Origin of the sequence: Streptomyces sp. CB02923, from assembly GCF_001905005.1 — a bacterium.
Taxonomy (GTDB): Bacteria; Actinomycetota; Actinomycetes; order Streptomycetales; family Streptomycetaceae; genus Streptomyces.
Genome location: NZ_LWKZ01000002.1, coordinates 51922 through 70291 on the forward strand (window position 1 = coordinate 51922; position 18370 = coordinate 70291).

15 protein-coding genes and 1 riboswitch are annotated in these 18370 nt (G+C 74.4%); of the genes, 10 read left to right on the forward strand and 5 right to left on the reverse strand.

Annotated features, from left to right (window positions below; genetic code table 11):
- Positions 1-57: 57 nt before the first annotated feature.
- Together A6A06_RS06555 and A6A06_RS06560 are read right to left on the reverse strand one after the other, a co-directional pair.
- The gene (locus A6A06_RS06555) at positions 58-279 is read right to left on the reverse strand and encodes a helix-turn-helix domain-containing protein (protein WP_030021347.1); all 222 of its coding nucleotides are present in this window, start codon (positions 277-279) and stop codon (positions 58-60) included.
- A gap of 536 nt (positions 280-815) precedes the next feature.
- Positions 816-2414, reverse strand: coding sequence for an ABC-F family ATP-binding cassette domain-containing protein (locus A6A06_RS06560; RefSeq protein ID WP_073759985.1), 1599 nt, complete (start codon positions 2412-2414; stop codon positions 816-818).
- Positions 2415-2762: 348 nt separating this feature from the next.
- Here A6A06_RS06560 and A6A06_RS06565 point away from each other — a divergent pair, with 348 nt between their 5' ends.
- On the forward strand, positions 2763-3179 hold the full coding sequence (locus A6A06_RS06565; protein ID WP_073759987.1) for a VOC family protein: 417 nt from the start codon (positions 2763-2765) through the stop codon (positions 3177-3179).
- Positions 3180-3302: 123 nt separating this feature from the next.
- Here the strand turns inward: A6A06_RS06565 and A6A06_RS42555 are convergent, their stop codons facing one another.
- From A6A06_RS42555 to A6A06_RS06585, 3 genes are all read right to left on the reverse strand, one after another.
- A complete protein-coding gene (locus A6A06_RS42555; RefSeq protein ID WP_443333720.1) occupies positions 3303-4943 on the reverse strand; it encodes a hypothetical protein in 1641 nt (546 codons plus the stop codon).
- A 401-nt stretch (positions 4944-5344) separates the two neighbouring features.
- The gene (locus tag A6A06_RS06580; RefSeq protein ID WP_073759989.1) at positions 5345-6469 is read right to left on the reverse strand and encodes an alpha/beta hydrolase; all 1125 of its coding nucleotides are present in this window, start codon (positions 6467-6469) and stop codon (positions 5345-5347) included.
- Between the two features lie 248 nt (positions 6470-6717).
- Positions 6718-7371: a class II aldolase/adducin family protein gene (locus A6A06_RS06585; RefSeq protein ID WP_073759991.1), complete on the reverse strand. Its 654-nt coding sequence runs from the start codon at positions 7369-7371 to the stop codon at positions 6718-6720.
- 254 nt (positions 7372-7625) lie between these two features.
- On the opposite strand from A6A06_RS06585, the gene A6A06_RS06590 reads away from it, so the two are divergent.
- The 9 genes from A6A06_RS06590 to A6A06_RS06630 all read left to right on the forward strand — a co-directional run bounded on the left by A6A06_RS06590 (position 7626) and on the right by A6A06_RS06630 (position 18344).
- Positions 7626-8462, forward strand: coding sequence for a lysozyme (locus A6A06_RS06590; RefSeq protein WP_079193846.1), 837 nt, complete (start codon positions 7626-7628; stop codon positions 8460-8462).
- Between the two features lie 290 nt (positions 8463-8752).
- Complete coding sequence (locus A6A06_RS06595) at positions 8753-10093, forward strand: inorganic phosphate transporter (RefSeq protein ID WP_073759993.1); 1341 nt, start codon at positions 8753-8755, stop codon at positions 10091-10093.
- A gap of 37 nt (positions 10094-10130) precedes the next feature.
- Positions 10131-10358 carry a hypothetical protein gene (locus tag A6A06_RS06600; protein WP_073759995.1) on the forward strand — a complete coding sequence of 76 codons (228 nt, stop codon included), beginning with the start codon at positions 10131-10133 and terminating at the stop codon, positions 10356-10358.
- Positions 10359-10546: 188 nt separating this feature from the next.
- A riboswitch (cobalamin riboswitch) is annotated at positions 10547-10724 on the forward strand.
- Between the two features lie 128 nt (positions 10725-10852).
- Positions 10853-11833 carry a cobalamin biosynthesis protein gene (locus A6A06_RS06605; RefSeq protein WP_073759997.1) on the forward strand — a complete coding sequence of 327 codons (981 nt, stop codon included), beginning with the start codon at positions 10853-10855 and terminating at the stop codon, positions 11831-11833.
- A gap of 31 nt (positions 11834-11864) precedes the next feature.
- Entirely contained in the window at positions 11865-13496 is a 1632-nt protein-coding gene (locus A6A06_RS06610) for a cobyric acid synthase (RefSeq protein ID WP_073759999.1), read from the forward strand.
- On the forward strand, positions 13496-15625 hold the full coding sequence (locus A6A06_RS06615) for a putative cobaltochelatase (protein WP_073760001.1): 2130 nt from the start codon (positions 13496-13498) through the stop codon (positions 15623-15625). The genes A6A06_RS06610 and A6A06_RS06615 overlap by 1 nt, the downstream gene beginning before the upstream one ends.
- A complete protein-coding gene (gene cobO / locus A6A06_RS06620) occupies positions 15625-16224 on the forward strand; it encodes a cob(I)yrinic acid a,c-diamide adenosyltransferase (protein ID WP_073760003.1) in 600 nt (199 codons plus the stop codon). The genes A6A06_RS06615 and cobO overlap by 1 nt, the downstream gene beginning before the upstream one ends.
- Positions 16225-16309: 85 nt before the next feature.
- Positions 16310-17707 (forward strand): cobyrinate a,c-diamide synthase, encoded by a 1398-nt coding sequence (locus A6A06_RS06625; protein WP_073760005.1) that lies wholly within the window; start codon positions 16310-16312, stop codon positions 17705-17707.
- On the forward strand, positions 17700-18344 hold the full coding sequence (locus A6A06_RS06630) for a VOC family protein (protein WP_073760007.1): 645 nt from the start codon (positions 17700-17702) through the stop codon (positions 18342-18344). The genes A6A06_RS06625 and A6A06_RS06630 overlap by 8 nt, the downstream gene beginning before the upstream one ends.
- Positions 18345-18370: the final 26 nt, after the last annotated feature.

Below are 18370 nucleotides of genomic sequence, written 5' to 3' on the forward strand. Positions count from 1 at the left end.
CGGTCGCCTGCTCGACCGACCGGGTGGCACCGTAGCTCCCGGAGCGGACCGCCTCGGTCAGGCCGAGGCAGCCTTCTTGCCCCTGGTGGCTCCGCCACGACCACGCAGGGTCACACCGGATTCGCTGAGCATCCGGTGCACGAACCCGTAGGAGCGGCCGGTCTCTTCGGCCAGCGCCCGGATGCTCGCTCCGGAGTCGTACTTCTTCTTCAGGTCTGCCGCGAGCTTCTCGCGCGCGGCGCCGGTCACCCGGCTGCCCTTCTTCAGAGTCTCGGCCACCCGTGCCTCCTCGTGGGAAGTGCGCTCTGGACTCTCATGATCACCCCTCACGGCCTTCCTGGCCACCCATTCAGCAAGGTCCGTGGGACATCCTTTGGCGCTGAAGGCGCCGTATTGACTCTTGGAATTAGGGGTTCCGCTCGGAATTACAAGGCTCCGACCATGGAATTCTTGACGAACAGGCAGGTCAGAGGGGGCTGGTACGAAATGATGACGGCCGGGCCCACGGGGCCCGGCCGTCACAGGGAGGCTCGCCGATGTACGAGCCGCACTCACTCAGATGATGGATCACCCGTCGGCCGAATGATCCATACGTGCTTGATCTCCTCCCGGCCCCGGGCCGCCCACGGGAATCCGAAGGGCACGGAAAACGGGTGAACGGGTCGCGGAGGCGGGGCCGGACACCGGTCCGAAGAGGGGCCGGACACGGGTCCGAAGCGGTCCCGGACACCGGTCCGAAGAAGGACCGGACACCGGTCCCGGAGCAGGTCGCCGGGCTCGGGCCGGGTCGCCGGCGGCAGCCCGGGGCGCCGGTATCAGGCCAGCGCGACCAGGTCCGCGTAGTCCTGGCCCCAGAGGTCCTCGACGCCGTCGGGCAGCAGGATGATGCGCTCCGGCTGGAGCGCGTCCACCGCGCCCTCGTCGTGGGAGACCAGCACCACGGCGCCGGTGAAGGTGTGCAGCGCGCCGAGGATCTCCTCGCGGCTGGCCGGGTCGAGGTTGTTCGTCGGCTCGTCCAGGAGCAGCACGTTGGCGGAGGAGACGACCAGGGTGGCCAGCGCCAGCCGGGTCTTCTCACCACCGGAGAGCACGCCGGCGGGCTTGTCGACGTCGTCACCGGAGAAGAGGAACGAGCCGAGCGTCTTGCGGATGTCGACCAGGTCCATGTCCGGCGCGGCCGAGCGCATGTTCTCCAGGACCGTGCGGTCCGGGTCCAGCGTCTCGTGTTCCTGCGCGTAGTAGCCCAGCTTCAGGCCGTGCCCGGGGCGCACCTCGCCGGTGTCCGGCGTCTCCACGCCCGCCAGCAGCCGCAGCAGCGTCGTCTTGCCCGCGCCGTTCAGGCCGAGGATGACGACCCGGGAGCCCTTGTCGACGGCCAGGTCGACATCGGTGAAGATTTCCAGCGAGCCGTACGACTTGGACAGGCCCTCGGCGGTGAGCGGGGTCTTGCCGCAGGGCGCGGGGTCCGGGAAGCGCAGCTTGGCGACCTTGTCGGAGGCGCGCTTGGCGTCCAGTCCGGCGAGGAGCTTGTCGGCGCGCTTGGCCATGTTCTGCGCGGCGACGGTCTTGGTGGCCTTGGCCCGCATCTTGTCGGCCTGCGAGTGCAGCTGTGCGGCCTTCTTCTCGGCGTTGGCGCGCTCGCGCTTGCGGCGCCTCTCGTCGGCCTCGCGCTGCTGCTGGTAGAGCTTCCAGCCCATGTTGTAGATGTCGATCTCGGAGCGGTTGGCGTCCAGGTAGAACACCTTGTTCACCACGGTCTCGACCAGGTCTTCATCGTGGGAGATCACGACGAAGCCGCCGCGGTACGTCTTCAGGTAGTCGCGCAGCCAGACGATCGAGTCGGCGTCGAGGTGGTTGGTCGGCTCGTCCAGGAGCAGGGTGTCGGAGTCCGAGAAGAGGATCCGGGCCAGCTCGACGCGGCGCCGCTGGCCGCCGGAGAGGGTGTGCAGGGGCTGGCCGAGGATGCGGTCCGGCAGGCCCAGGCTGGCGGCGATGGTCGCGGCCTCCGCCTCGGCCGCGTATCCGCCCTTGGTCAGGAACTCCGTCTCCAGGCGCTCGTACTTCTTCATCGCCTTTTCGCGGGTGGCGCCCTTGCCGTTGGACATCCGGTCCTCGTTCTCGCGCATCTTGCGCAGGACCGAGTCCAGGTCGCGGGCGGACAGGATGCGGTCGCGGGCGAGTACGTCGAGGTCGCCGGTGCGCGGGTCCTGCGGCAGGTAGCCGACGTCGCCGGAGCGGGTGACCGTGCCGGCGGCGGGGATGCCTTCGCCCGCGAGGACCTTGGTGAGGGTCGTCTTGCCCGCGCCGTTGCGGCCGACCAGGCCGATCCGGTCGCCCTTGGCGATGCGGAAGGAAGCGGATTCGATGAGGACGCGGGCGCCGGCGCGCAGCTCCAGGCCGGAGGCGGTGATCACGGAAAGACTCCAGGGCAGATGAGGACAGCGGAAGGGACGGGGATGATCACAGCCGCGCGGCGCGCCCCGTACACGGCACAAGCCTGTGCTGACGGGCGGCGTGGGCGGCGTACCGGCGCCGTCTAATGCACGAGGAGAATTGCCATACGGACCAGTCTAGCGGTGACGTGCAACCAGTTTTCGCGGGCTGCCGTCCGGCCGCGGACCGGCGGTACGGGCCCTTCGTGACGCGCTCCGGGGCGTCCGCCGGGTGGCCGGGGGCGTTGTCAGACCCTGGTGCCAGACTGTGATGTGGGTCTCAAGAACGGGGCCCGGAGGATCTGATCGCAGGCAGGGAAGGTGATCGCGATGACCGGTGAGGCGGCAGGAGCGCCGACGTTCTGCCCGACGCTGCTCTACCGAGACGCGAAGGCGGCGGTCAAGCAGCTGACGGAAGCCTTCGGCTTCACGCAGAGCGCGCTGTACGAGAGCGAGGACGGCACGGTGCTGCACGCCGAGCTGGCCTTCGGCAACGGTGTGGTGATGCTGGGCTCGAAGGGCTCCGGCGGAGCGTATGAAAAGGCACTGGGAGACGGCAGCCCGGTTGGTGTGTACGCGACCGTCGCGGACCCGGACGCCCATCACCGGAGGGCCGAGCAGGCCGGGGTGGAGATAGTGCTGCCGCTCACGGACCAGGACTACGGCTCCCGTGAGTACACGGCCCGCGATCTGGAGGGCAATCTCTGGACCTTCGGGACGTACGCGCCCGCGGCGCCGCAGGGCTGAGGGGGCGCCGCAGGGCTGAAGGGGCGCCGCAGGGCTGAAGGGGCGGGGCGCCGGTCGCCGCGGCCCGGTCCCGGACGCCCATGCCGGGCCCCCACACCCGGGGGCGTGACGCCCCCGGGAGCGTCACGCTCCGCCGGTGTGGACCTGGAAGGCGGCGCGGCGGACGGCCTTGGCGAGGGCCGGGTCGGGGTGGGCGGCGGCCAGGGCGACCAGTACCTGCACGGTGCGCGGGTGGCCGACGGCCCGTACCTCCTCCAGTAGGCGCGGGACCGAGCCCTGGACGGCCGAGTCGAGGTGGCGGACCAGCAGCTGGCTCTCGCCGTGGTCGGCGACGGCCGCGGCGGTGTCCACCCACAGCCAGGTGGACTCCTCGCGGGTGAGCACGTCCGGCGCGGTCTCCGGGTCGCCGCCCTCGTGCTCGACCAGCCAGAGCAGGGCGTACGGCCGCAGGGCCGCCTCGTCGGCGGCGGCGCGCACGGCCGGCTCGGCGGGCGCGCCGACGGCGCGCAGCGCCTCGAAGGCGAGGCCGCGCAGCAGTGCGTCCTCGCCGCGGGCGACGCCGAGGAGTTCCTCGACCGCGCTGCCCGCGGACCGGGCGGCGAGCCAGGCGCGGTATTCGGCGCGTGCCGGGCCGGGGGTCAGCCGGGCGCAGCCGCGCAGCATCGCCTCGGCGGACTGCTCGATGTTGCCCGCCGGGCTCTGTGCGGCGACGCAGATCTGCTCCAGTTTGACCCAGACCGACCAGTTCCCGAGGGGGGTGAGCAGGGCTTCGCGTTCGGCGGGCACGCCGGTCTTCGCGCCGTCGCGTACGACGAGCGCTCCCACGGCGGCGAGGCCGTCCAGCGACCAGTCCAGGAGCACCGCGAGTGACACCCCCGCGGTGTCACCCGCCGCTCCGGCCCGGTCCGGCTTCGGGCCGTCCGGTTTCGGGCCGTCCGGCTTCGGGCCGTCCGGTTCGGGGCTGTCCGCTTGGGGGCCGTCCGCCTTGAGGGCGCCCACTTTGGGGCCATCCGCTTCGGGGCCGTCCGCTTTGAGGCCATCCGCTTTGAGGCCATCCGCTTTGGGGCCGTCCGGCGCCGGGTGCGGTTCCCGTCCGGTCCGGGCGGGGCCCGGGTCCGCGCCGCGGTCCGGTCCGTACGGCACCTCGCAGCGCTCGGTGCGGAGTTCGGCGACGCGCTGTTCCAGCATGTCCAGCAGGACCGGGAGCCGGACCGGACCGGCCGACAGGTGGAGCAGGGACAGCAGTTGCGGCACGGCCTCGACGACCTCGGCGACGGCGGTCGGCCCGGCGCCGGGCGGCGCGGGGCGCGCCAGCGACCAGGCGTCGAAGAGGGCGACCCAGCCGCGCAGGGCCGCGGTGTCGTCGCGCTCCCAGGCGCGCAGCCGCCAGCCGGGGCGGGCCACGCCGCCGTGCAGTTCGACGAGTCCGGCGAGCCGGGCCAGGTCCCAGTCCGTACGGACCTGGTCCGGTGTCAGCCGCAGGTCGTGCGCCGCCTGTTCGGCGACGTCCGCCGGGAGGGCGCCGTCCGTTCCGGCCCGCAGCCCGGCGCCCGCGCCGTGCTCGCCGTCGGCCCAGCGGGCGAGCCGTACGGCGCCGGCCAGGCCGGCGCGGGCCTGCCGCGCCAGTTCCGCGGGCGGCGGGGTGCCCTGGGGCGGCCGGGGCGCCGGCCGGGCGGCCCGGGTGCTCACCGCTCGGCGGGCGGCGGCAATCGGTTGACGGGGGACGAGTCGGAGCCGGGAGTCGCGCGGAGTACGGGACGTCACAGGGTGCAGTCTTCCCGCTGACGGCCCGAAAGCCCAATCGGAACGGTCGGTACGTTCCGGCGGCTCGTCGCACGAGGGGCGCACGGGGCGGTCGGCGCGGGCCGTACGGGCGGGTCACCGGAGGCTGTACGGGGAGTGGCCGCAGGCCGTACGGAGGGTCGTCCCAGGGTGTGCCGGGTGTGGCCACCGGCTGTACGAGCAGGTCCGCACGGGCTGCCCCGGGTCCTGCGGGCCACATGGACAGTCCGCCACATCACGGGCAGGGCACTATGGACCATGCCGGACACGGCAGATCGTACGTCAGGCGACAGACCGGTCAAGGTGCGGCGGGCCGTGCGGGACGCGGGTGCCCGCCCGTGCGGATCAGCTCTGCGGCCTCCCCGAAGGCACGTGACAGCGGCTCACATGAGGGGTGTGAGAAAGCGGCGCAAAGTCTCCTCGTACGTGGCCGGATCGGCGTTCCACATGGCGGCGTGCGGGGCGTGCGGCACCGGGTGAAGCGTGATCAGGTCCGGACGGCGGGCCGCCAGTTCGCGGGAGGCCGCCCAGGGGGCGAGGGTGTCGTGCGGCCCGTGGATCAGCAGGGTCGGCACGGTGAGCAGGTCCGGGGCCCCTGCTTCGGCCGGACGGCCGGCGTGCAGCCCGGTGCTGCCCTCGGCGGCGCGGACGGCCAGCGGGAGCAGCGGGCGGGGGACGTGGCGGGCGGCGGCCAGGGCGCGGACGGTGGCCCGCCAGTCCAGGACCGGCGAGTCCAGGACAAGGCCGGCGATGCGGTCGCGCAGCGCGGAGCCGGCGGCGGCGCGCAGGGCCATGGACGCGCCGGTGGACCAGCCGTGCAGGACGACACGTTCGGCGCCGTACTGGACGGCGTAGCGGATCGCGGCGTCCAGGTCGCGCCACTCGGAGTCGCCGAGGTGGCTGATGCCGTCGGCGGTGGGCGGGGCCCCGATGTCGTTGCGGTAGGCGAGGTCGAGGACGGGCAACTGCTGGTCGGCGAGGAACGGCATGACCACCATGGGGTGTTCCCGGGTGGTGCCCAGGCCGTGAGCGGTGATGACCCAGGTGTCCCGGATGCCCGGCACGAACCAGGCGGGCAGGGCGCCCAGTTCCCCGGGGATGTCGACGTCGGCGCAGTCGATGCCGAGCGCGTCGCGTGGGTTGCCGATGTGCACCTGGGGGGTCAGGCGCATCCGGGCGCCCGGCTGGAGGGTGCCGTGGGTGACCCCCTCCAGGCGGCGGACGACCGTGTCCGCCGGGTGCGGCACGTCGTCCAGGAGGGGGCCGACGACGGCGTGGCTGCCCGCTCCGGTGAGGCCGTAGGTGCCGGGCCGCAGCGAGGCGAGGCTGCGGGTCAGGGTGATCCGCCCGGGGCCGGTGGCGTGCACCGTGAGCCGGGGGTCGCCCGGCAGCGGCCGGTCGAGAGCGGGTTTGAGGACCATGTCGCTGGCGTACCGGCCGGCCGCCACCGCGGCCGCGCCGGTACCGATCACCGTGGTGGCGGCTGCTGCCGCGGTACCCAGACGCATCCTCCCCAGTGTGGGCGGGCACCGCGGCCGCGGCCAGTGGGCGGGAGCGGCCGGGTGACGGCGGGCGCGGCGGCACGCGGCCGGATGCGGCCGGATGCGGCCGGGCCGGGCGGAAACCGGGCAGGCGGAGACGGGACAGGTGGAAACAGGCGGGCGGAAACCGGGCAGGCGGAAACGGGCGGGCGGAGACGGGACAGCCGGGTCCGGCGGCGTGCGTCAGCAGCGGCGTACGCCAGCAGCGGCGTGCGTCAGCGGCGCTGCCCGTAGCCGCGCAGCCGCTCGCCGGCCGCGTCGACCTGTTCCGGCGTGAGCAGGGCGGGTTCGCGGCCGGGCAGCGAGCTGGCGGCGAGCCAGACGCGGCACATCCACTCCAGCTGGGCGGTGCGGTCGTACGCCTCGTCAAGGGTGTCGCCGTACACGATGGTGCCGTGGTTCCGCAGGAGGCAGCCGGTGCGGTCGCGCAGTGCGGCGAGCATGTTCCCGGCCAACTCCTCGGTGCCGTAGAGGGCGTACGGGGCGACGCGCACGGGGCCGCCGAGGGCCGCGGTCATGTAGTGCACCGGCGGGAGTTCGGTGACGAGGGTGGAGACGGCGGTGGCGTGCGCGGCGTGGGTGTGCACGATCGCGGTGGCGCCGGTGGCGCGGTAGACGGCCAGGTGCATGGGGAGTTCGCTGGTGGGCCGCAGCGTGCCGTGGGCCGGGCGCCCGTCGAGGTCCACCGCGGTGAGGTCGCCGGGCCCGAGCCGGTCGTAGCGGACGCCGCTGGGGGTGACCAGGACGAGGTCTCCGACGCGGACGGAGACGTTGCCGGAGGTGCCGACGACGAGCCCGTCGGTGACCGTGCGGCGGGCGGTGGCGACCAGTTCGTCCCAGGCGCGGCCGATGGCTTCCCGGTCCGTCATCGTGTGCCTCCGGTGTGCGGTGCGGGCGGGGCCCGGCGGGGGGCGCGCGGATGTGGTGCGCGCGGGGCTGCCGACACCGTACGGGCCGGGTGCGGGCCTGTGGGGCGGATCCTCGTCCTCCGGTATCCCCCATGTCCGACTGGGGGCGTACGGGCACGGATTGACCGAGCATCAACCGTCTTGCGGGGATCTCCCGGTACCCTTCCGGAGATTTGTCATGCACGTTGCCATCCGGGGGAATTCCGGGGGGAACCATGGCCCGTGACCGCAATCGCCTGCCCGGCCCGCAGCACCCGTCCAGCCGTCCGGACGCCCCGCTGCGCGCGCTCCGCCATCCGCGCGGCCTCCGCCGTCCACGCGGCCACCTGCGCCGACTGGCCGCCGGAGCCCTGGCCCTGGGCACGCTCACCGGCACTCTGTACAGCGCCCTGCCCACAACGCCCGTCGCCGCAGCCGCCGGAAAGCCGACCGGGCACGACATCTCCTCGCACCAGGGGAACGTCGACTGGAGAGACGTCCGGGCCAAGGGCGGCCGGTTCGTCTACGTGAAGGCCACCGAGTCGACCTGGTACCGCAGCCCGCACTTCCCACGGCAGTACCGCGGCGCGCGCAAGGCCGGTCTGCTGCACGGCGCCTACCACTTCGGCGTGCCGAACGCTTCCTCCGGCCGCGCACAGGCCCGGCACTTCCTCCGCAACGGCGGCCGCTGGAAGGCGGACGGCTGGACGCTGCCGCCCGCGCTCGACATCGAGCACAATCCGTACGACCGGGAGCACGCCTGCTACGGGATGAGCGGGACCGCGCTGGTCCGGTGGGTCCGCGGGTTCAGCAACGAGGTGCTGCGCCAGACGGGGCGGCGGCCGGTGATCTACACGACGGCCCGGTGGTGGAACGGCTGCACCGGCGGCAGCCGGGCGTTCGCCGTCACCCACCCGCTGTGGCTGGCGAACTGGCACAGCACTCCGGGTCCCCTGCCGTCCGGCTGGGCGTACCCGAGCTTCTGGCAGTACGCCGGGGCCGGTGCGCTGCCGGGCGACCAGAACAAGTGGAACGGCACGGCCGCACAACTCAGGCGCTTCGCCCGGGGCTGACACATCGGGAACCCGGAGCCGGCACGCCGAGAACCCGGGGCTGACACACCGGGAACCCGGAGCTGACACGCCGAGAACCCGGAGCCGGCACGCCGGAAACCCGGCCCTGGTACACCTGGAACACGCGGGTCTGCTGTGCTGGTGCGCATGGGGCCCGGGTGACGGTATGGACGCCTCCGCGCTACCCCTGCGGGGGCGTCACTGCGGCGCCCGTTCCAGTTCACCTTCCGTTCACCCGTCGTCCGTACGGTCCCGAGCGTTACTGACCATCGAACTGATTGCCTGGGTGAATGGAACACATCACGCTTCTCATCGGGATCGTGATCGTCACGGCCTTGGTGTTCGACTTTACGAACGGCTTCCACGACACGGCCAACGCCATGGCCACCACCATCTCCACCGGGGCGCTCAAGCCCAAGATCGCGGTGGCGATGTCGGCGGCCCTCAACCTGGTCGGCGCGTTCCTGTCCGTGGAGGTGGCCAAGACCATCTCCGGCGGGATCATCGACGAGACCGCCGGCATCAGACCAGAAGTGATCTTCGCCGGGCTGGTCGGCGCCATCGTCTGGAACCTGGTCACCTGGCTGGCCGGGCTCCCCTCCAGCTCCTCGCACGCCCTCTTCGGCGGTCTGATCGGCGCCACCCTGGTGTCCGTCGGCGCGAGCGGCGTGCACGGCGGCGCCGTGGTCATGAAGGTCCTCATCCCGGCCGTCGCCGCCCCGATCGTGGCCGGTCTGGCCTCGATGGCCGCGACCCGGCTGACGTACCGGCTGGCCCGCAACCGCGCCGAGGAGGACACCGCCAAGGGCTACCGCGCCGGGCAGATCGCCTCGGCCGCGCTGGTCTCCCTCGCCCACGGCACCAACGACGCCCAGAAGACGATGGGTGTGATCACCCTCGCGCTGATCACCGGCGGTGTGGTCGCCCCGCACGCCGACCCGCCGCTGTGGGTCATCGCCTCGGCCGGTCTGGCCATCGCGCTCGGTACGTACCTGGGCGGCTGGCGGATCATCCGCACGATGGGCAAGGGCATCACCGACATCCGGCCGCCGCAGGGCTTCGCCGCCCAGACCGGCGCCGCGGCCACCATCCTGGCCTCCTCCCACCTCGGCTTCGCGCTCTCCACCACCCAGGTCTGCTCCGGCGCGGTCATGGGCTCCGGGCTGGGCCGCAAGGGCGGCGTCGTGCACTGGTCCACGGCGGGCCGGATGGCCGCCGCCTGGGGCCTGACGCTGCCGGCCGCCGGGCTGGTCGCGGCGGGCGCCGCGCTCCTGGCCGACCAGGGCGACTGGGGCATCGCGGCCGTCGCCGTCCTCGCGCTCGCGGTCTGCGGCGCGATCTGGGTGGCGTCCCGGCGCAAGCCGGTGGACCACACCAACGTCAACGAGGGCCCTGCGGCGGAGCCCGCCGGTGTCGTCACCGCCGCTCTGCAGGCCGTCTCGCCGCCGCCCGCCGGCCCGGTCGTGGCGCAGCCCGCGACGGCCGTCGTCACGGTCCCCGCGCCCGCGGTGGCCGGCGCGCCGCTCGCGGACCCGGTCGGTACCGCCCCGGTGATCGCCGAGCCGGTGGCCGCCCATCCGCACGACACACACGCCCAGCGCCGCGCCAAGGCCGGCTCGGCCGCCGGCTGACCGGGCCGTACGGCTCCCACGAAGGAACGAGAACGCAATGAGCATCGACTGGGCAGCTCTCGGCGAGGTCTTCGGCGTCACGCTGTTCGTGACGGTCGGGATCGTGGGCCTGTTCACCCTCGGCATCGTCGGCACGTCCCGCACGCCGCGGACGGAGGGCGCGCCGGCCACCGGCGGCGGCGCGGCGCGGGCCGGGGCGTACGCCTGCTTCGCGCTGTGCGCGGCGGCCGTGGCGTACGGGATCTACCTGATCGTCGCCGCCTGACCCGACGGCACGGCACACCGGGGCGTCCGGTGGGCGCGGCATCCCGCCGCGGCCACCGGGCGCCCCGCCTTCGTGCCCCGGTGCCGTGCCCCTCGCCGTGTCCCGTCGCTGTGTCCTTGGACACAGGCGCTGCCACAGGTCTGCGCCGCAGGTCAAGCGCGAGTTGACGGGCTTCGCGGAGCGTGGTGGACTGCCGGAGCCATTCGGCGACAGATGAGGAAGTCCGGTGAGAATCCGGCGCGGTCCCGCCACTGTCACCGGGGAGCGCCCCTCCACCAAGGGCCACGGTCCGCGTCCCGCGACGCAGGTTCCCGTACGGACTGGAAGGCCGGGGGAAGCGCCGATCCGGGGAGCCAGGAGACTCTCGTCGCCGTACCCGTCGAACCAGGGCGCGGACCCTGAGTGAGGACCTACCGCCATGCCCGGCCGCAGTTCGAGATCGCTTGAACCTTTCCCCGTACTGCCCCTCCGAGGCGTGACGGCGGTCTGATCCGATGCGTGCCGAACACGCCGGCTACGCGTGCGGCGCGGCCCTCGGTTTCCTCGGCGACCTGGTCGTGGGCGACCCCCGGCGCGGTCACCCCGTGGCCGCCTTCGGGCGGGCAGCGGCCGCCGTGGAACGCCGTCTGTGGCGCGACGACCGCGGGCGCGGCGCCCTGCACACCGCGCTGTGCGCGGGCGGGACCGCCGCCGGTGCCGCGCTGCTCGACCGCGCCGTACGCCGCTCCCCCGCCGCCCTGCCCGTCTCCGTCGCGCTGACCGCCGCCGCCACCTGGGCCGTCCTGGGCGGCACCTCGCTGGGCCGCGAGGCGCGGGCCGTCGGCGGCGCGCTCGCCGCGGGCGACCTCGACGTGGCGCGCGAGCGGCTGCCGCACCTGTGCGGACGTGATCCACAGGCCCTGGACGGGCAGCAGATGGCGCGCGCGGTGGTCGAGTCCGTCGCCGAGAACACCTCGGACGCAGTGGTCGGTGCCCTGGTGTGGGGCGCCGTCGCCGGTGTGCCGGGCCTGCTGGCCTTCCGCGCGGTCAACACGCTGGACGCGATGGTGGGTCACAGGTCGCCGCGCTACCGCCGCTTCGGCTGGTCCGCGGCCCGCCTCGACGATGTGGCCGGCTGCCCCGGCTCCCGGCTGACCGCCGCGCTGGCGGTGCTGGCGGGGCCGGACCGGCGGGGCGCGTGGCGCGCCTGGCGGCAGGACGGCCCGTCCCACCCGAGCCCCAACGCGGGCCCGGTGGAGGCCGCGTTCGCGGGAGCGCTGGGCGTAAGGCTGGGCGGCACCCTGGCGTACGGCGGCCGGGTCGAGCACCGGCCGGTGCTCAACGGCGCCGCCGGGCGGCCCGTCGCGGTGCCGGACATCGAGCGGGCCGTGACACTGTCGCGCCGGGTGAGTGTGCTGGCGCTGGCGGCCACGGTCGCGGGCCGGTGCGCGGCGGGGGCCGTGCGGCGGGCCCGTACGGCCGGGAGGGCCAAGTGAGCAGCGTACGGCGGACGGCGAGGAGTGCCACGTGAACGGACCGGGTCAAGCAGCGCTCGGCGGCGGGCTGCTGGTGGCGGGCACCACGTCCGACGCGGGCAAGAGCGTGGTGACGGCGGGCATCTGCCGCTGGCTGGCCCGCAAGGGCGTCAAGGTGGCGCCCTTCAAGGCGCAGAACATGTCGCTGAACTCGTTCGTGACGCGCGAGGGCGCGGAGATCGGGCGGGCGCAGGCCATGCAGGCCGCGGCGGCGCGCGTCGAGCCGAGCGCGCTGATGAATCCGGTGCTGCTGAAGCCGGGCAGCGACCGCAGCAGCCAGGTCGTGCTGATGGGCAGGCCGGTGGGCGAGCTGAGCGCGCGCGGCTATCACGCGGGGCGTCAGGAGCAGCTGCTCGGTACGGTCACGGACTGCCTCCAGGAGCTGCGGCGTACGTATGACGCGGTGATCTGCGAGGGCGCGGGCAGCCCGGCGGAGATCAATCTGCGGCGTACCGACATCGTGAACATGGGCATCGCGCGGGCCGCCCGGATACCGGCCGTGGTGGTCGGCGACATCGACCGGGGCGGGGTGTTCGCCTCGTTCTTCGGCACCACGGCGCTGCTGTCCCCGGAGGACCAGGCGCTGGTGGCGGGCTATCTCGTCAACAAGTTCCGGGGCGATGTGACGCTGTTGGAGCCGGGCCTGGACATGCTGAAGGAGCTGACCGGGCGGCCCACCCTCGGGGTGCTGCCGTTCGCGCACGGGCTCGGCATCGACGAGGAGGACGGGCTGCGGGTGTCGCTGCGCGGCGCGGTCCGCGAGAGCGTCGTCGCGCCGCCGCACGGTGCGGACGTGCTGCGCGTCGCCGTGGCCGCCGTGCCGCTGATGTCGAACTTCACGGACGTGGACGCGCTTGCCGCCGAACCGGGCGTCGTGGTGCGGTTCGTGGACCGCCCGGAGGAGCTGGCCGACGCCGACCTCGTCGTGCTGCCCGGCACCCGCGGCACCGTCCGCGCGCTCCAGTGGCTGCGCGAGCGCGGCATCGCCGACGCGGTACGGCGGCGGGCCGCGGAAGGCCGCCCGGTGCTCGGCATCTGCGGCGGCTTCCAGATGCTGGGCGAACGCATCGAGGACGAGGTCGAGTCGAAGGCCGGAACGGTCGACGGGCTGGGCCTGCTGCCCGTACGCGTACGGTTCGCGGCGGACAAGACCCTGGCCCGGCCGTCCGGCGAAGCGCTGGGCGAGCCGGTCGAGGGCTACGAGATCCACCACGGCGTGGCCGAGGTCACCGGCGGGGAGCCCTTCCTGGAGGGCTGCCGGTCCGGAGCGGTCTGGGGCACCCACTGGCACGGCTCCCTGGAGAGCGACGGCTTCCGGCGGGCGTTCCTGCGGCGGGTGGCGGCCGACGCGGGCCGCGCGTTCGTCCCGGCGCCCGACACCAGTTTCGCCGCGCTGCGCGAGGAGCAGCTCGACCGGCTGGGCGACCTCATCGAGGAGCACGCGGACACGGAGGCGCTGCTGCGGCTCATCGAGGACGGCGTACCGGCGGGACTGCCGTTCGTACCACCGGGGGCGCCGCCGATACCGCCACCCCGCACACCGGCCGCACCCGGCTCCGACGCACCAAGCGCGGTCTCCCCCGCGCCCGCACACCGCACGTCCCTCGAAGGGGGTACTTCTTAATGGCATCGGTCCCTTACCCGTTCACCGCGGTCGTCGGCATGGCCGACATGCGGCTGAGCCTGCTGCTCAACGCCATCTCGCCGGCCATCGGCGGGGTGCTCGTCCGCGGCGAGAAGGGCACCGCGAAGTCGACGATCGTGCGGGGCCTGACGGCGCTGATGCCGGACGTTCCCGTCGTCACCGGCTGCCGCTTCTCCTGCGACCCCGCCGCGCCGGACCCGGCGTGCCCGGACGGCCCCCACGAGTCGGGCGGCGCCGAGGAGCGCCCGGCCCGCATGGTCGAACTCCCCGTCGGTGCCTCCGAGGACCGGCTCGTCGGCGCGCTGGACATCGAACGGGCCCTGTCGGAGGGCGTGAAGGCGTTCGAGCCGGGCCTGCTGGCGGACGCGCACCGCGGCATCCTGTACGTCGACGAGGTCAACCTCCTCCACGACCACCTCGTGGACCTGCTGCTGGACGCCGCCGCCATGGGCGCCTCCTACGTGGAGCGCGAGGGCGTCTCCGTACGGCACGCCGCGCGCTTCCTGCTCGTCGGCACCATGAACCCCGAAGAGGGCGAGCTGCGCCCGCAGTTGCTGGACCGTTTCGGGCTGACCGTGGAGGTCGCCGCGTCCCGCGAGCCGGACCAGCGGGTGGAGGTCGTCCGGCGGCGGCTGGCGTACGACGCGGACCCGGCGGGTTTCGGGACGCGCTGGGCCGTCGAGGAGGGCGAGCTGCGGGAGCGCATCGCCGCCGCGCGGGCGCTGCTGCCCGACGTGGTCCTCGGGGACGCGGTGCTGCGGCAGATCGCCGCGGTGTGCGCCGCGTTCGAGGTGGACGGCATGCGTGCCGACATCGTGATGGCGCGCACCGCCTGCGCGCTGGCCGCGTGGGCGGGCCGTACGGACGTCCGCGAGGAGGACGTACGGCAGGCCGCCCTGCTGGCGCTCCCCCACCGGCGCCGCCGCAATCCCTTCGACGCCCCCGGCCTGGACGAGGACAAACTCGACCAGACGCTGGAGGAGTTCGCCGCGGACCAGGACGACGACCCGGAGCCGGACCCGGACGGCGGCCCCGACGGGCCGGGCGGCGGGCAGCCTCCGCAGGACGGCGACGGCGGTACGGACGGGCCACAGGGCGAGGACGCCCAGGCACCGCAGGAGCAGCCGCAGGAACAGCCCCACGACCAGCCGCAGTTGCCCGAGCAGCCGCAGGCCCCCGAGGCGGACCCCGCACCGGCCGACCCCCGGGCCCGGAGCGAGGAGCGCGGCGAGGACGCGCCCGGTGAAGGCGGCGAGACGGCCGCCGTCGGCGCGGGCGAGCCGTTCCGTACGCGGCGGCTGGACGTGCCGGGGCTCGGCGAGGGCGCGGACGGCCGGCGTTCGCGGGCCCGTACCGCGCACGGCCGGACCACCGGTGCCCGGCGTCCGCAGGGCACCCTGACCAAGCTGCACCTGGCCGCGACCGTGCAGGCCGCCGCGCCGCACCAGATGGCGCGCGGGCGCAGCGGCCGGGGGCTGGTGGTGCGCCGGGACGACCTGCGGGAGGCCGTGCGGGAGGGCCGTGAGGGCAACCTCGTGCTCTTCGTCGTGGACGCCTCCGGTTCGATGGCGGCGCGCAAGCGGATGAGCGCGGTCAAGGGCGCGGTGCTCTCGCTGCTGCTCGACGCCTACCAGCGGCGCGACAAGATCGGCATGATCACTTTCCGCGGGTCGGAGGCCGAGCTCGCGCTGCCGCCGACCTCGTCGGTGGAGGCGGGCGCCGCCCGGCTGGAGACGCTGCCCACCGGCGGCCGGACGCCGCTCTCGGCGGGCCTGCTCAAGGCCCACGAGGTGCTGCGCGTGGAACGGCTGCGGGACGCCTCGCGCCGCCCGCTGCTGGTCGTCGTCACCGACGGGCGGTCCACCGGCGGCCCCGAACCGCTGGTGCGCACGTCCCGCGCGGCACGGCTGCTGGGCGCGGAGGGCGTCGCCTCGGTGGTCGTGGACTGCGAGGCGGGGCCGGTACGGCTGGGGCTGGCGGGCGAGCTGGCCCGTGACCTCCAGGGCACCGCCGTCACCCTCGACGAGCTGCGCGCGGACAGCGTCTCCGCGCTCGTCCGCGACGTCCGCGGGCAGGGCAACCACCACACCACCCGGAGGGCCGCGTAATGCCGCAGGGACAGCCGACCGTCGTACCGGACGACGGACTCACCACACGCCAGCGCCGCAACCGCCCGCTGGTCCTCGTGCACACCGGCCCCGGCAAGGGCAAGTCCACCGCCGCTTTCGGGCTGGCGCTGCGGGCCTGGAACCAGGGCTGGCCGGTCGGGGTGTTCCAGTTCGTGAAGTCGGCGAAGTGGAAGGTGGGTGAGGAGCGGGCGCTGCGGGTACTCGGCGACACCGGCGAGGGCGGCACGGTCGCCTGGCACAAGATGGGCGAGGGCTGGTCATGGGTCCAGCGCGACTCCCAGTTCAGCAACGAGGAGGCGGCCCGCGAGGGCTGGGAGCAGGTCAAGCGGGACCTGGCCGCCGAGACGTACAAGCTGTACGTGCTCGACGAGTTCGCCTACCCGATGCACTGGGGCTGGGTGGACCCCGCCGAGGTCGTGTCCGTCCTGCGCGACCGGCCGGGCAACCAGCACGTCGTCATCACGGGCCGCAACGCGCCGCAGGTGCTGTGCGACCACGCGGACCTGGTGACCGAGATGACCAAGGTCAAGCACCCGATGGACGCGGGCCAGAAGGGCCAGCGGGGCATCGAGTGGTGAGCGCGGCACCCCGCCGCGCGGCGACCCGAAGGACGGCGCCGGGCACCCCGGCGCCGGGCACAGCAGGACCAGGAGCAGTCACCCCGTGAGCACGATCCCCCGGCTCGTCATCGCCGCGCCCGCCTCGGGCAGCGGCAAGACGACCGTCGCCACCGGCCTGATGGCGGCCTTCACCGAGGCCGGGCTCACGGTCTCCGCGCACAAGGTGGGTCCCGATTACATCGACCCGGGCTACCACGCCCTGGCGACGGGCCGGCCGGGCCGCAACCTGGACGCGTACCTGTGCGGCCCCGACCAGGTGCCGCCGCTGTTCCTGCACGGGTCGGCCGGTGCCGACCTGGCGGTGATCGAGGGCGTGATGGGGCTGTACGACGGCGCCTCGGGGCTCGGCGAACTGGCCTCGACCGCGCAGGTCGCCAAGGTGCTGCGGGCGCCGGTGGTGCTGGTCGTGGACGCCTCGGCGCAGTCCCGGTCGGTGGCGGCGCTGGTGCACGGCTTCGCGTCCTGGGACCCGGAGGTGCGGCTGGCCGGGGTGATCCTGAACAAGGTCGGCTCGGACCGGCACGAGGAACTGCTGCGCGCGGCGCTGGACGAGGCGGGCGTGCCGGTGCTGGGCGCGCTGCGCCGGGCGCCGCAGGTGCAGACGCCGTCGCGGCACCTGGGCCTGATCCCGGTCGCCGAACGGCAGGCCGACGCGGTGGAGTCGGTACGGGCGCAGGCCGCCCAGGTGCGGGAGGGCTGCGACCTCAAGGCGCTGCTGGCGCTGGCGCACAGCGCGCCGGAGCTGCCCGGCACGGCCTGGGACCCGGCGCTGGCCGTCGCCCGGAGCACGGACGGCGCGGCCACCGTCCCCGGCAGGCCCGTGGTGGCCGTCGCGGGCGGCGCCGCGTTCACGTTCTCGTACGCCGAGCACGCCGAACTGCTGACGGCCGCCGGGGCCGAAGTGGCCGTCTTCGACCCGCTGCGCGACGAGCGGCTGCCGTCCGGGACGCAGGCGCTGGTGATCGGCGGCGGCTTCCCCGAGATGTACGCGGCCGAACTGTCGGCCAACGAGCCGCTGCGCCGCGCCGTGGTCGACCTGGCGGCCTCCGGCGCGCCGGTCGTCGCGGAATGCGCGGGGCTGCTGTACCTGTCGCGGTCCCTCGACGGCAGGCCGATGTGCGGGGTGCTGCCCGCCGACGCGCGGATGTCGGAGCGGCTCACGCTGGGCTACCGGGAGGCGGTGGCGCTGAGCGACAACGCGCTGGCGGTGGAGGGCACACGGGTGCGCGGCCACGAATTCCACCGTACGGTGCTGGAACCGGGCGCGGGCGCGTCCCCCGCCTGGGGCATGACCCACCCCGCGCGCCGGGTGGAGGGCCACGTGCAGGACGGGGTGCACGCCTCGTACCTGCACGTCCACTGGGCGGCCGAGCCGTCGCTGGCCCGCCGCCTGGCCGCGAGCGCCGCTGTCCGCCCGCCGCTGGAGGCCCGCTGTGGCTGACGCCGTACTGGACCATCTGGTCCTCGCCACGCCCGACCTGGAGAGCACCGCCGCCGAGGTCGCCGCGCTGACCGGCGTGCGGCCGGTGCCGGGGGGCGGCCATCCGGGCCTCGGCACCCGCAACGCGCTGCTGGGCCTGGGCAACGGCGCCTACCTGGAGATCATCGGTCCCGATCCCGCGCAGCCCGCCCCCGAGGCGCCGCGCTGGTTCGGCATCGACGTGCTGCGCGGGCCGCGGCTGGCCCACTGGGCGGTACGGGTACACGGCATCGCCGGGCACGTCGCGCGGGCCCGCGCGCTGGGTTACGACCCGGGCGAGCCGGTGGCGATGTCCCGCCGTACGCCGGACGGCGGGACCCTCTCCTGGACGCTGACGCCGCCGCGTACGGGCGGCGGGCTGGTGCCGTTCCTGCTGGACTGGGGCGACGCGCCGCACCCGGCTTCCGGGCAGGGGCTGCCGGTCGTGCCGCTGCGGTCGCTGTGCGGTACGCATCCCGACCCGTCGACGATCCAGGCCGAGCTGACCGCCCTGGGCGCCACGCTCAGGGTCGAGGCGGGTGACGAGCCGGGGCTGACGGCCGTGCTGGACGGGCGCAACGGGCCGGTGTCGGTCGGTGTGGGAGCCGGCGCGCCGTGACCGCCGTTCCCGGTGCCGTGCACGCC

Excerpts from the sequence above, each read along its gene's own strand:
- A6A06_RS06580 (WP_073759989.1), bottom strand. The coding sequence starts at position 6,469 with ATGCGTCTGGGTACCGCGGCAGCAGCCGCCACCACGGTGATCGGTACC.
- cobO (WP_073760003.1), top strand. The coding sequence starts at position 15,625 with ATGCCGCAGGGACAGCCGACCGTCGTACCGGACGACGGACTCACCACA.
- A6A06_RS06585 (WP_073759991.1), bottom strand. The coding sequence starts at position 7,371 with ATGACGGACCGGGAAGCCATCGGCCGCGCCTGGGACGAACTGGTCGCC.
- A6A06_RS06615 (WP_073760001.1), top strand. The coding sequence starts at position 13,496 with ATGGCATCGGTCCCTTACCCGTTCACCGCGGTCGTCGGCATGGCCGAC.
- A6A06_RS06565 (WP_073759987.1), top strand. The coding sequence starts at position 2,763 with ATGACCGGTGAGGCGGCAGGAGCGCCGACGTTCTGCCCGACGCTGCTC.
- A6A06_RS06600 (WP_073759995.1), top strand. The coding sequence starts at position 10,131 with ATGAGCATCGACTGGGCAGCTCTCGGCGAGGTCTTCGGCGTCACGCTG.
- A6A06_RS06590 (WP_079193846.1), top strand. The coding sequence starts at position 7,626 with ATGGCCCGTGACCGCAATCGCCTGCCCGGCCCGCAGCACCCGTCCAGC.
- A6A06_RS06605 (WP_073759997.1), top strand. The coding sequence starts at position 10,853 with ATGCGTGCCGAACACGCCGGCTACGCGTGCGGCGCGGCCCTCGGTTTC.
- A6A06_RS06595 (WP_073759993.1), top strand. The coding sequence starts at position 8,753 with ATGGAACACATCACGCTTCTCATCGGGATCGTGATCGTCACGGCCTTG.